Source organism: Brevundimonas bullata, from assembly GCF_014207965.1.
GTDB classification, from domain to species: Bacteria; Pseudomonadota; Alphaproteobacteria; order Caulobacterales; family Caulobacteraceae; genus Brevundimonas; species Brevundimonas bullata_A.
The window spans coordinates 295,723-310,183 of sequence record NZ_JACHLM010000005.1 but is presented as its reverse complement, the minus strand read 5'-3'; the positions used below and the strand labels follow the sequence as shown (position 1 = coordinate 310,183).

The following is a 14,461-nucleotide window of genomic DNA, read 5'->3' as shown; positions in this document are numbered from 1 at the left end:
GCCCGCGCGTCTGAGGCCTGGCGACAAGCCGCCCAGGAGCACAAGGAGACAGAGGCTTGCGTGAGATGAAGCGGCGTCAGGCCAGACGGTCGATGCGATAGGCGCCGTCGTCGTCGCCATCGACCCCGAGCACGCCGGTCACCCGCCGCCCCGTCTTGGTCCGGCTGATATGGACGATGCGATCGACAGACTGGCCGATGAGGCGCCGGGGCATGCGCACGGCCACCTCGCCGATCAGGTCCTCGAGCCGGCGCAGAACGTCCTCGGCCGAATTGGCGTGCAGGGTCGACAGCCCGCCCGGGTGGCCGGTGTTCCAGCTCTTGAGGGTTTCCAGGGCGGCCGCCCCGTCGCGCATCTCGCCTATGACGATGCGGTCGGGCCGCATGCGCAGGGCGTCCCTCACCAGATCCGCCACGCCGATCGCCGCCGGAGACCGGCGCGTCAGCACGGCGACCAGGTCCCAGGCGGCGCACTGCAGTTCGGCGGTATCCTCGATCAGGAAGACGCGGTCTCCGGCAAAGGCCGGCTCCGCCAGGATGGCGTTGGCCAGGGTGGTCTTGCCGGACCCGGTACCGCCCGAGATCAGGATGTTCTGTCGTCCCGTCGCGGCGGCGCGGAGCGCCTGCGCCTGGGCGGCGCTCATGACCCCGTCGCGGACATAGTCGTCGAGCGTCCAGATCACTGCCGGACGTTTCCGGATCGAGAAGGCGGGCGCGGACGACACCGGCGGCAGGACGGCCTGGAATCGCTCTCCACCGCCGGGAAGAACGCCTGACAACCTCGGCTGGACCCGCCCTGTCGTCTCGCCCCCGAAATCGGCGACGAGGCGGATGGCGCGCTCGCGGTCCTCCACCGCCAGCCTCACCCCCGTATCGACGCGTCCTTCTCCCGCCCGGTCCAGGATCAGACGCCCGTCGGGATTGGCCATCACCTCGACCACAAGGGGATCCGCGAGCGCCGCCAGAATGGGTTCGCCGAGCGCATGCCGGAGCGCCTCAAGTCGACGCTCGCCGGTCGCCGCCGGCTCAGACGTCACGGTCCACGCCCCGGCCCATGGCCGCGGTCGCCCTGGTCCGCATCCGGCCGGCGACGATGCGAGCGGCCGTGTCGTTCAGCATCCGGTCGACCCGGCGATCGACCGAGGCCTGGACAGTCGGATCATCATCCGGCTCTGCGTCCGGCAGCCGCTGAAAGAAGGCCCGGGCCATCTCGACCAGGAGCTCCTGCACGATCTGCATGTCGCGGGCGGTGGATCGCATATGGTCGCGATAGGCCCGCTCCAGCGCCTCCAGGCGGTCCTCCGCGTCGCCGCGGGCGGCGGTCTGCAGCCCCCGGGCGATCGCGCGACCGGCCGCCTGGCTCAGCGCCATGCGGCCCGCACGCGCCTCGCGATTCAGGCCTGTCACCACCTTGGGGTCGCTGAGATAGACCTGGACGCGGCAGGTTCCTCCGGACTGCCTAGCCATCCCGCCCTCCCTGCATATGGTCGAGCACCGCCTTCTGGGCCGCGAGCCCTCTGAACATCTCATTGTAGGCCTCGGCCATCTGGGCGGCGGCCTTGCGATCATCCATGGCCGCCGCGGCCTCCTTGAACAGGGGCAGGACAGCACTCGCATCCTCTCCGAAACCGCGCCGGCCCGACCAGGGATGCGGAGGCGCCCCGGGCGTATCCAGCCGCGCCGCCTGATCCGGCGCCGCAGCCAGCGCCCGCGAGCGAAAGGGCTGCACCGCGTCGTAGCGCAGCTTGCGCGCGCGAAGGGGCCGGACGCCGGCGGCGAAGACGATCTGCTCCTCGTCCGGCAGTCCGCGCACCTCGCCCGGCTCAAGGAGGGGTCGTTCCGTCTGCGACCGCGACACCGAGCTCCGACCGGCGCCCAAGCCCGCCGGGCCGCTCCGTCCGGTCCGGGTCTCGAGAACGACGCCGGTCATTTTCGACACCTTGTCCTGGGTCAGGGGGTCAAGGGCGGCGAAGGCGGTGTAGACGGCGCAGTTGTCGAGGATGGTGTTGTTGGGGCCGTAGGTCTCGACGATGTCGTTGAGGGACTGGGCGACGAACATCACCTTCACGCCATAGCCGCTCAGCAGGCGCAGGGATTTCTCGAAGAAGCTGATCCGCCCTAGCAGCGGGAACTCGTCCATCAGCATCAGGAGCTTGCGCCGTTTGGCCCGGCCGTCCGCCACGCGCGACTCGTCGACCGTAAGGGTCTGGGAGGCTGCATAGAAGAAGAGCCGCACCAGGGGCCTCAGGGCGGCCGCATCCGCCGGCGCGACCTGGACGTAGAGCGAAACAGGCGTGTCGGCGCAGACCAGATCTCCCAGCGCAAAGTCCGAACGCGACAGGATTCGCTCGATATCCTCGCCCGCCAGCCATTTGAGATAGGACCGCGCCGTCCCCTGCACCGAGGTGCGAAAGCGGTCATGCATGGCCGCATAGCCCCGAACGGCGACGGCGATGAAGGGATGGGTCTCGCCTTCGCCGTCGGGGCCAGGCCGGTGCAGGGCGCGCGTCATCACCTCGGCGGTCCCGTCGAGGTCGGCCAGCAGCCGCCTCACCGTGAGAAGGGTCTTGTCGCCGTCGGCGGCCGTATAGAGGACGTGCAGGATCACGGCCTCGAGGATTTCGGACGCCGCCTTGTCCCAGATGGCCTCGTCCTCGCGCCCACCCCCTGGATCAGCGAGGATGGCCACCAGCCTCTGCACCTGGGCCAGTTCACCCGGGCCGGGCTGAATCTCGGCCAGAGGATTCCAGCAGGCCGATGCCGGATCGCGCGGATCGAAGTAGAGGGTGTGGCTGAAACGCGAGCGCCATCCAGCACTTAACCTCCAGAGCTCGCGCTTGGGATCATGAACCAGCACGCTCGATCCCCAGGACAACAAGGTCGGCATCACATGGCCCCGGCCCTTGCCGGACCGCGTACCGCCGGTGACCAGGGTGGGACGCAGGTCGGTGGTGGCGAGCAACCGGCCGCCAAGCAGGCCCACCACACAGCCCCCGACGGCCGTCAACCCGGCGCGACGCGCATCGCGCGGCCCGCCCCATCCTCGCAAGCGCACAGGGCTGCGCCCGCCCGCCGCCGCGCCAGCCCCTAGCCCAAGTGCGCCGCCGAGCAGGATGAGGGGTGCACAGCGCGCCAGGGCCTCGCCGGCCTCCTCACCGAAGGCGTATCGCCAGAGGATGATCGACCAGGGCGCATAGAGGGCGAAATCGGACCCCGAACGCAGCGCGCCCCCCAGCTCAGGAGCCCATCGATAGGTCCAGGCGAAGGCCTGGGTCGCGGCCTGCAGGCCGAACAGGAGGCCGACCGCCAGACCGGCCAGACGGTGACGAAGTTCACTCCCCATCGCCAGCCTCCCGCCGCCCGGCTTCGGCCTCGAGCATCAGCAGGGGAGCGGCTTCGATTCTACGCCGATGGTAGGTCGCCAAAGCCTCGACGAGGCTGACGTCAGCGGCGATCCGCGGCTGGTCGAACTGCAAGACGATACGGCTTGCCTCGTCCACGACATCACCAAAAAGCCGCTCTTCCGCGGCCTGCAACTGGATGAGCTGGCTGCACACCCTCTGGTAGGCATCCACCAGAGCCGCGTTCCCCGTCCGCTTGACGGCCCGGAGCATGTGCCCCGAAAGGTCCGGCCCGGCGTCATTTGTGCCGCGCAGCTCCTGGTCCAAACTCCCGCCGTCGACCGTGCCCCTGAGGCTCTGGACGACACACTGGAGCCGAAAGGCATACCTGTCCCTGATGATCGCGCGGTCCAGTCGCGGAGCGAGAAAGCCACCCGTCGGCGATCTCTCGATCAGGCCATAGCCGCAAAGCCAGACCAGGGCCTCGCGCACCGGCGTAGTGGACAGGTTCAGCCTGCGCGCCTCGTCCATGATGACGACAGGGGTTCCAGGGACATAGACGCCCTGTTCGGCGCGTGACCGCAGGCTCTCCCGAGCCAACATGAATGGGTCGCGTCTTCGGGCCATGATCGCCTCCGACATTCAGTCCCAAGTAGTGGCCAAGCCTCGCCTTGCCGCCATAGCCGGGGTCGAAAAAGTCGGATCTAGGCCGAAGAACGTCGCGAAACGCGCCATAAAGCGCGTCATTCTGCGCCGCATTTTGTCGCAGAACGGCGATTTCTGTGCTTACCCTTGGGTTGAGCAGATAATGGTAGCGCCTGCGGCCGCAGGTTCGGAATCGGGACTAGGGGTGGAAGGTGGTCTTTGCGTCGGAGCCGATGCGTGACAGCGAACTGCTCTCCGCAGCGCTCAAGCTGGTGCGCAAGGCCCGGGGCATGTCCGCTCGGCAGACCGCGGCCGCGATGCATATGTCGATCCGCACCTACCAGCGGTTCGAGGCGGGCGTGACCCGGCTCAACCTCGACCACATCCACCGCTTCGCCAAAGCCACAGCCAGCGACCCGCACGCCATCATATTCTCCATCCTGATCGGCACGCCTCGATACGCGCTCAACACGGCGGACAACATGCTCTCGACCGTGGTGATCGTCGGCGTCCAGAAACTGGAGCGCGCGATCGGCGACCGCATCTCCGAACTGGATACCCGAAGCCTGGTCAGCGCCGTCGCCGCCCTGTTCGACGGTCTGATCGACCAGGTTCGCTCGGGCGACCCCACCAGCGAATGGCTTGATGCCGGCCGTGCTGAACTGGCCGCGAAGCGACCCAAGCCCGGCCGCTGACGCTGAATATACGTCGGATATAGCTTTATTGCCGGTCCACCCGGGCGCTCACTCACCGGGCCACATCCGTGGCGATCAACCTGGGAGAGAGTGATGAAGACCTTCAAACTGCAACGACTCGCCTTCGGCAGCGCCAAAACGCTCACCCGCGACGGCCTGATCGGTGAATTCACCGAGAAGGAAGTTCGCGACAGCCGTCACCCGCCGATGGGCTGACTAAGGCGCGGGTGGCTGCGGTCGCAGCCGCCCGCATCCTTCTCTCGAGCGCCATGTCGTCGGTTCGCGCCGATGGCTCTCGGGCCAGCCGCGCCGACCGGCAGCGCTTCACCCATTGGGAACCGGAACTATGACGAACCACCTGTGGTGCGTGCCTCATGTCCATCTGGCCGTGGTTGATGAGGACATCGTCGTGCTCGATCTGGAGCACGATCACTACGACTGTCTGGTCGATGCGGCCAGTTGGCTCGAGATAGGATCCGATGGGCGTATTCACCTTCAGGACCAGACGGCCGCCAAGGCTCTCGTGGAAGCCGGTATCGCGACTGACAATCCACCGACGTCGCCCTACACCCCCAGGGTTCGCCCCAACCGGGAAGTCATCATCCCATCACGCCCGCCCCGCGCGGAAACCCTCCGGGCTCTTCTCGGCCTGACGGCCGCCACAGCCGTTTTCCATCGGAAATCCCTGCTCGAGTTGGTGCGGTTCGACCTACCGCGCCCCGGATCGACAGGGCGCAGTCAACCCTTGGACAGCGTCATCGCCGCCTTACTGGCGGCTGCACGTCAAGCGCGCCCGTGGGTTCCGTTCGAAGGCGAGTGCCTCCAGCGGTCATTCCAACTCAGGTATTATCTGGCGCAACGCGGAATCACGACCGAATGGGTGTTCGGCGTGCGCACCTGGCCCTTCTCGGCCCATTGCTGGTTGCAGGTCGGCGACCTCATCATCGGCGATCGCCTCGAGCGCGTGGCGCGCTACACCCCGATCATGACGGCCTGACCCGTGGGCGACTACCTCCTCGTCTGCGCCTCGCCCGACGAACAGGACGGACAGGCCCTGTCTGCCGAACTCTGTCTTCTCGCCGGCCGTTCGGGTCTGGAAGTCTCCGAACTCGGCACGGAGGCTTGGCTCGCCGTGGGCGGCCCCCATCCCCCCAAGGTCATGACTGTTTCGAACTGGACGCTCATAGGCGACGTCCTTGACCGACGATCCCCTGCGCTGCCGGCCTGCTTTGCCGATGACCCATGGGGCTACGAGCGCAAGCTCGCGGCTCGCTTCTGGGGACGCTTCATAGGCGTCCAGTTCGGATCTCGCCAACGACCACTCGCCCTGCTTCGCGATCCTTCCGGCGCAATGGAGTGCGTGGCCTGGTGTCAGAGCGGCCTGCTGATCGTGGCCTCGGCAGCCTTCGACTGGCTGCTGCGCAGATTGCGGCCGACCTGGCGCATCAGCCTCGACCGTCTCGAACAGGCTCTACGGAATCCCCTTACCGGGTCCGGCAGCCTGCTCATCGAAGGCCCCGTGGCGCTTTCGCCAGGGACGATCCAACCCCTTCCCCTGTCCTCGCCTCCTGTGGAAATCTGGACGCCCAGCCAGATCGCGAGACAGAGCCTGGGACCCTGGCCTGCTCCGGAGGAGGCTTCGCACTATCTCAGGACCGCCGTCGACGAGGCCGTGACGGGCTTGGCTGCGCTGTCGACGCCGCTCGCCGCCGAAGTCTCCGGAGGGCTGGACTCCGCAATCGTCGCCGCCAGCCTCGTGCGACATGACACCGGCGCCGTCAGACTTTGGCTCAACACCTTCGGATCCACGCCGGAATCAGATGAGCGAAACTATGTGGACGCCCTCAGCGCCAAACTCGGGATCGATCCCGTCAGCGCGCCTCACGCTCAAGAGGTAATGACGGCGTCGGGTTTCGACGACATCTCCGGGGATTTCCGACCCGGCCTCAACGCCCTCGATCGCGCGCATAACCTGGAATGGGCGTATCGGCTCGACGCAGTCGGCGCCGAGAGCCTGATAACGGGCCGGGGCGGCGACACCATCCTGCTTCAGAACGCCACCGCGGATGTCTTCATCGATCGTTGGCGCGCCCAAGGATGGCGCGCCCTGCTGTCGAAAGACGCCCGGGAGCTCGCCGCCGCCAATGAGGCTTCGGTGTGGACCTTTGTCTACGAGGCCAGAAGGCGGGACCGTGCGGAGCATCCGCTGCCCCGCCGCTCCCTTTCGATCCTCCGCCCTTCGTCTGCTCCCTTGACCCGTCACCCGTGGTTGAAGGGCTGGGACGATTTCGGTCCCGCCAAGGCCCTGCAGATCGCAGGTCTTGTCGACAGCGTCTCCCGCCATCACCCGTCGGCCCTGACGCGCACTGTTGATGTTCGAAGCCCTCTATGCGCCCAGCCTGTGATCGAGGCCTGCCTCGCCCTTCCCGCCCCCGTCCTGACCTACGGCGGCCGCGAGCGCGGCCTCGCCCGTCACGCCTTTCGAGATCGGCTGCCCATGGAGATCATCGAGCGCCGTTCAAAGGGCGACATGACCAAGGCCTACGGCCGGCTTGTCCGCGACAACCTTCCTTTTCTGCGACCCTGGTTGATGCAAGGTCGTCTAGTCGAGCTCGGCCTGGTGGACCCCGCCGAAGCGGACCGGGCGCTCACCCGCGAAGCCCTTCTGTGGCACGGCGGCTATTCCTCGATCATCGTCCTGGCGGCGTTCGAGGGATGGGTTCGGCGGTGGGAAGATCGTCTGGGCCCCGCGCGCTGAGCCGGTCCGGCGCGCCGAGGGTCTCGTCCAGCCAGGCGAATATCTGCGCATAGCGGTCACGGATATTGGCGGGGCTCCACACATGATGGTTCTCGCCCCAATAGGTGACCAGGCGGCTGGTTCCTCCGATCCGGTGCAGCGTGCTGAACATCCGCTCGGCCTGGCTGGTCGGTACGAAGTCCATATCGGCGGTGAGCAGGAGCACCGGCGCCCTGATGCGGTTCGCCACCAGGTAGGGGCTCACCGCCTGATAGGTCGAAACCGCCTTCCAGGGCGGTGCCCCCAGGCCGTGCTGCCCGGTCTCCGCCGCGCCCTGATTGGCCCGCATCTTCATGCCCTCCTCGGGCTGGATCCGGCTGGCAGGCTCGAATTCTCCCCAGAGACCGAACATGTCGCTGAAGGAGGAGGAGGCGACATAGGCTCTGTAGCGTGTCGAGCGAGCTGCAATCTCGAGCGCGGCGTATCCGCCGAAGCTGTGGCCGAGCACAGCCATGCGGTCCCCCGGAAGGTCCGGATGAGCCGCGAGCGCGGCGTCGACGGCGAGATCGACGCTGCGCGCATAGAGGTCGCCTCGGGTTGCCGGCGTTCCCATCGGCATCGACGGGCTGAGCACCGCGTACCCCGCCCCGGCGAGAACCTGGGAGCGCAAGCCGTAGGTCAGGACCATGGGATCGGCCCAGACGAGGCGGTCGACGGCGCCGGGATAGACCTTGACCACAAGCCCTCGCACCGGGACCGCTCCGGGGGGCAGGAAGAGCCAGCTCGTCGTCGCCTTCCCCTCGACGTCCAGATGGGCCACCGGCACGGGAAGGGTCAGGGCCACGTCAGCCATGGCCACGTTGACGACGTCCAGGTCGCGTTCCCCTTCCCCGGTCCGCAGCCTGAGGGTTTCCGTGAGCCCTTTGCGCAGCAGCACCAGGGAGACCTCCGGCGATGTCGTCAATGGGCGGATATCCGCGCCTCCGCCGTCGCCCCTGCTGATCCGGCGCAGCCCCCCGTCAGCCGACACGAGCAAGCTCTCGCCCTCGGCGTTGAGAGCGAAGGTCCATTCCCGACGCGGTGCCTCATTCCCCGACTGTCGCCGGGAACGGTCGGGATCGAAGCTCGTCGCCTCGCGTAGCGTCGTCTCCATCGGCGTGAGACGGCGCAGGCCATCCGCCGTCATCGACCAGTAGCCGCCGTCGGCGAAGACATAGAGAGCCCCCTCGCCTGCGTTCGCGATCCGCGCGGGGGCCGCGTCGAGTTCGGCCGTAAGCGTCCGAGGGGCCTTCCCCTCCATGATGAGACGCCAGTCTAGTCGCCCGCCCTTGGCGCCGCGCGCTAGGATGACAGGAGCCCCTCCCAGCCAGTCCGCCTTGACGCCCCACAGGACCTCCGCGTCCGTCCCCGTGGTGAAAGCGCCTATGTCGATCACGCGGCTTCCTTCCATCGAGGCCCGGATCAGCCCTCCCTGGTTCCACCCCGCCTCGTCCCGGCGCGCCCAGACGAGCACCTCCTTCGAATCCGGCGACCAGCGCAGAAGATGGGGCGCAACATCCAGCCCCGGTGCCGGCTGCACAGCCTGTCCGCTCGCCAGGTCGATCAGGCTCAATCGCTCCCGGCTTGCGCTTTCGACCAGGACAACCCTTTCGCGGGAGATTGGAACGGCCCCGTCTCCCTGCACCACCGCCACACGCTGTCCGTCGGGTGACACGGCGAAGTCCGTCAGGCGGCCCTCGATCAGAATCTGGCGTCGCCCGTCAGCGAGGTCGATCCGCACCAGTTGGCGGGGAGGCCTTGGATGCTCCGTCGTCTCGATGCCGCCCCGCGTCTCCACCACGGTCCGGGACGGCTCCACGCCGCGCGCGGTCTTTCGCCAGGCCTCCGTCAATCTCGGCTGAGCCCCGCCGTCCTGCCGCATCGCGGCGGGCAGGCTTCCGTCCGGTCGAACCATCAGGAGGAGCGCCTCATCCGATATCCATTCCGCCTCGACCCCCTTGGTGTTGATCTCCGCCGCCAGTCCGGTCCATTCCACCGCCCCCAGCGCCGGATCGACGATCCCGTATTCATAGGACGGCCCTTGCAACCGCGTGATGAGGAGATGCTCGCCCGAGGGCGACCAGGCCATGCGCTGCAGGCCAAGCCCCTCGCCGGGCAGTAGACGACGGGGTTCCTCCGCCGGAGCCGCGAGGTCGACGATCCAGAGGTCCATGATGGTCCAGGCCGAACGCCAGGCCAGGTCAAATCGGGCGGCGGTGTCATAGGCGCCGCGTTTCTCGTAGACCAGCCAGCGCCCGTCAGGCGAAACCTCCGCCCGACCAAAGGCCTCCAGGGAGACGATGTCCTCGACAGCGACCGGACGGTCGTCGTCGCTGCTGCTGGCCTGTACGGGGCCTGTTGAAAGCCAGACAGCCGCCATGGCCGCCGCAAGGCGGTTTGCAATCTTCAGCATGGCGGATGTCACCAGCGCTTGATCAGTTGCAGGGAGACCGCGCGTCCAAGCAGGCTCGCCTGCCCCGCATCGAAGCCAAAGCCGGTTGGCGCGTCATAGAAGGGCGGATCCTCGTCGAGGAGATTCTCCACCCCCAAGGCCAGGCGCAGCCCAGAAGCTGGCCCGTCTCCGCCTATACTCCAGCCGAACCGCGCATCGAGCGTATTGAAGGCGTCGATGCGCGTCCCGAGATGGTCCTTGTAAGCGGCGACATGCGTCCAGTGCAGGGCGAGATCGATATCCGCCCAGACCCAGGTCACACCGCTCCGCGCCCGAAACTCCACGGGATAGCTGATGAGACCGGCCACCTCGCGAACCGGCGCCGTCGGCGTCGGGCGGGTTTCATAGTTCAGAATCCAGGAGGCCGAGGCGTCGAGGGAGAGCATCCCCGCCCCGAACGAGCGGCTGTAGCGGCCGGACGCGTCCAGACCTCGCACGCGAACCGCGCCGGTGTTCACCCAGCGCCCGTCGACAATCGCACCATAGCTATTGGTCGGATAGAGGCCCGAAAAGCCAGGCAGTGCAGAATAGCTATCGATCAGCGCCAGATCGGCGGGATTGGAGGACGGGTTGACGAAGGTGACGAATGGCCGGGCCGCAGGGTCGGTCAGCGCGGCGCGAGCGTTCTCGGTCAAGGGTCGGCCGATCCTGTCAGTGAACCGCGTGTCGAAATAATTGAAGCTGAATGTCGCGCCTGCGGACGCCCGGTAGTCAAAGCCGAGAGTGAGGGTCTCCGCAGTCTCGGGTTTAAGGTCAGCGTTGCCGCCATTCAGTTGAAGGGTGAGGATGTTCGCACCGTTCTCGCCGCTGAGAAACAGGGGAGATACCCCCATGGGGTCGAAAAGCTGGGGCAAGGCTCCAGCCCGGAAGGACGTCCCCCAGGACGCCCGCAGCCCGAGGTTTTTCACCGGAGACCAGACCAGGCCGACCTTGGGATTGGTTGTCGTTCCAAAGTCATCATAGTCCTCGATCCGGCCGGCCAGCGACAGGTCCAGGCTCCGCAGGCCCGGCCGGGCGTTGTCGGCCCCGACCAGGGGGATGCGCGCCTCGACAAAGGCCGCGACGATCGACCGCTCGCGGCGAGGCGTCGCCCTGAGGATGGGCGTCACGCCGGAGATGAAGCTCTCGCCCCCGGTCTCGAAACTCTCCTTGCGGAATTGGGCGCCGAGCGCGATCGCCACCTCTCCGCCCGGAATTCGAAGGATCGGCCCCTGAGCCAGGAGGTTCGCCGAACTCGCTCGACTTCGGTTGCGGACCCGACTTCCCCCGCTGCCGATGAAGTCCAGGACCTCGCGCGAATTGGCGTTACCGTCCCCGAAGATATTGTAGTAGCCATCGACCGCCGCCCTGTAGGGCGTCGCCGGATCATCCGGGATATTGCCGAGGGCCTCGGCCAGGAAACGGCTGTTGATGCGGTTCGAATTACCGAAATCGCCACGCTCTTCCGCCCCCGCCACATAGGCCTCAACCGACCAGGTCGATGTCAGGTCGAAGCGCCCGCCAAGCGTGAACCCCAGGCTTTCGGAGCGGCCGCGGCTCCGGGCCGTGCCCAGGTCGCGAGCGAAAGAATAGGCGATGGTGTGGGAAGAGGCTCCCGTCGGCGAGACGAACCAGGGGTTGGCGTTCGTGACGGTGACGACGCCGCCACTCGCGGCCGTCGCGACATCGTGGTCTCTGCGATTATAGCGCACGTCCCCGGTGATCTCGAGGCGGTCGCCCAGTGACTGGCTAAAACGGCCATAGGCGCTGTGCCGCTCCAGGGAGGGCAGCAGATCAACCCCCAGACTGTTCGCCTCGCGGTTCTCCGCACCCGCGGCGAAGTCTGCTGGTCCCTGGGCGGTCCCGCTGGCGTTGGGCCGGATGGCAAACTGCGTGACATAGGCCCCGCCGACAAAGGCCACGATGTTGCCGGGTCCGCTATAGAACCTCCGATGATCCGTTCCTCCAAACGGCCGCAGATCGCCGTCGACCGTATAGGGTCGGTCCAGGCTGCTGAGGCCGTTAACGGTCTGATACTCGTAGGAGAGGTAGGCCGCTCCGTTCGACCAGGTCCGTCCGGCCAGATGCGAAAAGATCAGGTCCTCGCCGCCGCCCTGGGCGACAGACGCCCGCATCCGGGTCTCCTGGCCGTCGAACGACCGCCTCATGATCACATTGACCACGCCTGCGATCGCATCCGAACCGTAGAGCGCCGAGGCGCCGTCCAGCAGTACGTCCACGCGCTGCACGGCCGCGGACGGCAGGGCGGAAACATCGGCGAACTCCGCCCGCGACCCTGTTCCCGCCATCCGACGCCCGTTGACGAGGACCAGGGTCGAAGCCGGTCCGAGACCTCGCAAATTGATTCCCGTGGCGTAGACGTCGTTGGACGCCCCGACGTCCGAGCCCGCCGCCTGGACCAGAGGCGTCGCCGAGCCCGCATAGTTCTGCGGCAGGCTGGTCAGCGTCTCGGCCACCGTCCCGAAACCCCGTCGATCCAGGGCATCACGGTCGAGGATCACCACCGGCGAGGCGAGGTCGCCTGACGACTTCAGCAGGGTCCCGGTGACTATGACGTCATCGACCACCGTCGCCCCCTCGGCGTTCTTCGCCCTGCCCTCCTTGCGCAACACGATGACGCCGGCGTCCGTGCGGGACCAAGCCAGGCCCGTGCCTGAGACCAGGCGGTTCAGCGCATCGGATGACGAAAAGCGCCCGCGCAGGCCCTGCGTCTGCAAGCCCGCGACCAGGGAGCCCGAATAGAAAAGCTGCTGATCAGACTGGGTCGCATACTGCTGCAGTGCATCTCCCAGCGCGCCGGCCGGGACATTATACTCACGAATATCCTGGGCGCAGGCGGACGTGCCGACCACCGCGACGCAGGCGACCAGCGCACTGCAGGACAAGAGGCTTACGCGATTCATATTCAGGCTCCCCTCGACGCAAGATGGCGTCAGGGAAGGGACTGCTGAGCCCCCCTCTTACCCCGGAGCCCGCCCCGATTTATTTCTCAGCCGTCAGACGAACGCCCCCGCCCTTTCCTGCTGACGCCTTGAGATCGAGGGCGGCCGTGGCGGCGGAAACAAAGGCGTCCCGATCCCCTGTCCGGAACACCCCGCTGACGGATTCCGACTCCAGACCCGGCGCATCCAGCTCGATCTTGTCGGTCAGATAGCGGTTCACCTCGGCCACGGCCTGTTTCAGCGGCGCGTCCCGGAACATGATGCGTCCCTCGGTCCAGCTGGTCTCGGCCGCGACATCAACAGCCCTGGCGCCGACCCTTTCGGCGGTCACCCTTGCCTGATGTCCCGCGACCAGGCGCTGCGGTGCGCGCTTGTCGCCCACGACGTCCACGGCGCCGGAGACGAGGGTCACCCTCACCTCCCCGTTCTCCCGACGGACATCGAACACGGTCCCCACAGCCGTCACCTGGGCCGTTCCAGCGGCCACGACAAAGGGCCGGCTTGCATCATGCGCCACGGTGAAGAGAGCCTGCCCCTGCTCCAGATCGATCAGACGACGATCGCCGTCGAAGCGCACCTGCATTCGGGATGCGGTGTCCAGGCGCACAGACGACCCGTCGGCCAGCTGCACCACCCGCGTCTCCCCGACCGACGTCTCATAGACATTGCGATCCTGCAGGAGGGTCCAGGCGGTCACCCCCAACACCACGGAGGCGCAGACCGCGATCAGGCCGAACAACCGCCGCCGGTCCCGTTCCTTCTTCCCGCCGTCGCCCTTTCGCGTCATGGCGGCTTCCACCGCTCCCAGAATGTCGGGATCATTCTCCAGGCCGCCCGTTTGAGCCCAGGCCTTCTCGACGCGACGATAGGCGTCGGCGTTCTCGGGCTTCTCCCGCCAGGCGAAGAAGGCTTCGATGGTCTCCCCGCTGACACGCGGTTCACCCAGGCGGTTATGCCAGGCTGCGGCCTCGGTTTCGGCAGGTTCAACCCGCACCTTCGGGTTGGGCATGGCGCGCACCATCTCTAGCGTCGAAACTGGGCTGTGCAGTGAGCCAGGGCCTTGGTCATGCGCCATTCCACCGTTTTCGGACTGATCCCGAGTTGTTCGGCGATCTGCCCGTTTGACAGACCCTTGATCCTCGATAGCACAAAAACGTCCCGCAGAGGTTGCGGCAATCCCATCACCACCTGCTTGGCGAACATCTCGTCGGTCTGGCTCGGCAGCTCGATATTCCATCCCTGCGCCGCAACTGTCTCACCCGCATGCAGGTCTCTGCGCCGGCGACGCCCGAACTTGTCGGCGGCGAGGTTGGAGGCGATCTTCAGCAGCAGGGCCCTGGGATGGCGCACGCCCGCCAATCCCTGATAGGGCGCCAACCGCAGCCAGGCCTCTTGCAGCAAGTCCTCGGCGTCCTGGGCCCCATAGCGACGAACAAGCCTCGCCCGGAACCATGCGGCGTAGCGCCCATGCAGGACGTCCAGCGTCATCGGCGCGTCAGGCTGCAGCTTTTCCAATCCATCCGACACGGGCTCGCCTCCGGTTCAGAGGCGAGCCCGGCCGAAGCACCGGGTGTTGAGAACATGCTCAAACACATGCGCCAACGTCTTTAG

General features: G+C 67.0%; 12 protein-coding genes. 4 read left to right on the top strand and 8 right to left on the bottom strand.

Features of this window, described 5'->3' with window-relative positions:
• Window positions 1-76: 76 nt before the first annotated feature.
• Genes trbB through HNP51_RS14955 form a run of 4 tightly spaced genes read right to left on the bottom strand, consistent with a single transcriptional unit; the run spans window position 77 to window position 3,967 of the window.
• A complete protein-coding gene (gene trbB / locus HNP51_RS14970) occupies window positions 77-1,036 on the bottom strand; it encodes a P-type conjugative transfer ATPase TrbB (RefSeq protein WP_184271636.1) in 960 nt (319 codons plus the stop codon).
• Window positions 1,026-1,466 carry a hypothetical protein gene (locus HNP51_RS14965; RefSeq protein ID WP_221415929.1) on the bottom strand — a complete coding sequence of 147 codons (441 nt, stop codon included), beginning with the start codon at window positions 1,464-1,466 and terminating at the stop codon, window positions 1,026-1,028. Before HNP51_RS14965 ends, trbB begins: the two co-directional genes overlap by 11 nt.
• Window positions 1,459-3,342 carry a type IV secretory system conjugative DNA transfer family protein gene (locus HNP51_RS14960; protein ID WP_184271639.1) on the bottom strand — a complete coding sequence of 628 codons (1,884 nt, stop codon included), beginning with the start codon at window positions 3,340-3,342 and terminating at the stop codon, window positions 1,459-1,461. The genes HNP51_RS14965 and HNP51_RS14960 overlap by 8 nt, the downstream gene beginning before the upstream one ends.
• The gene (locus HNP51_RS14955) at window positions 3,332-3,967 is read right to left on the bottom strand and encodes a GntR family transcriptional regulator (protein WP_198478709.1); all 636 of its coding nucleotides are present in this window, start codon (window positions 3,965-3,967) and stop codon (window positions 3,332-3,334) included. Before HNP51_RS14955 ends, HNP51_RS14960 begins: the two co-directional genes overlap by 11 nt.
• A gap of 251 nt (window positions 3,968-4,218) precedes the next feature.
• Here HNP51_RS14955 and HNP51_RS14950 point away from each other — a divergent pair, with 251 nt between their 5' ends.
• From HNP51_RS14950 to HNP51_RS14940, 4 genes are all read left to right on the top strand, one after another.
• Window positions 4,219-4,680, top strand: coding sequence for a helix-turn-helix domain-containing protein (locus tag HNP51_RS14950; RefSeq protein WP_184271642.1), 462 nt, complete (start codon window positions 4,219-4,221; stop codon window positions 4,678-4,680).
• A gap of 93 nt (window positions 4,681-4,773) precedes the next feature.
• Window positions 4,774-4,896: a hypothetical protein gene (locus HNP51_RS18665; RefSeq protein ID WP_260398513.1), complete on the top strand. Its 123-nt coding sequence runs from the start codon at window positions 4,774-4,776 to the stop codon at window positions 4,894-4,896.
• A 130-nt stretch (window positions 4,897-5,026) separates the two neighbouring features.
• On the top strand, window positions 5,027-5,677 hold the full coding sequence (locus HNP51_RS14945) for a lasso peptide biosynthesis B2 protein (RefSeq protein ID WP_184271645.1): 651 nt from the start codon (window positions 5,027-5,029) through the stop codon (window positions 5,675-5,677).
• 3 nt (window positions 5,678-5,680) lie between these two features.
• Window positions 5,681-7,438: an asparagine synthase C-terminal domain-containing protein gene (locus HNP51_RS14940; protein WP_184271648.1), complete on the top strand. Its 1,758-nt coding sequence runs from the start codon at window positions 5,681-5,683 to the stop codon at window positions 7,436-7,438.
• On the opposite strand, the gene HNP51_RS14935 is transcribed toward HNP51_RS14940, so the two are convergent.
• The 4 genes from HNP51_RS14935 to HNP51_RS14920 form a co-directional block, all read right to left on the bottom strand.
• Window positions 7,371-9,869: a prolyl oligopeptidase family serine peptidase gene (locus tag HNP51_RS14935; RefSeq protein WP_184271651.1), complete on the bottom strand. Its 2,499-nt coding sequence runs from the start codon at window positions 9,867-9,869 to the stop codon at window positions 7,371-7,373. The two genes, HNP51_RS14940 and HNP51_RS14935, sit on opposite strands and share 68 nt — an antisense overlap.
• Before the next feature lie 8 nt (window positions 9,870-9,877).
• Window positions 9,878-12,811 carry a TonB-dependent receptor gene (locus HNP51_RS14930; RefSeq protein ID WP_184271654.1) on the bottom strand — a complete coding sequence of 978 codons (2,934 nt, stop codon included), beginning with the start codon at window positions 12,809-12,811 and terminating at the stop codon, window positions 9,878-9,880.
• Window positions 12,812-12,890: 79 nt separating this feature from the next.
• Window positions 12,891-13,859, bottom strand: coding sequence for a FecR domain-containing protein (locus HNP51_RS14925; protein ID WP_184271657.1), 969 nt, complete (start codon window positions 13,857-13,859; stop codon window positions 12,891-12,893).
• A 14-nt stretch (window positions 13,860-13,873) separates the two neighbouring features.
• Window positions 13,874-14,377, bottom strand: coding sequence for an RNA polymerase sigma factor (locus tag HNP51_RS14920; RefSeq protein WP_184271660.1), 504 nt, complete (start codon window positions 14,375-14,377; stop codon window positions 13,874-13,876).
• Window positions 14,378-14,461 lie beyond the last annotated feature (84 nt).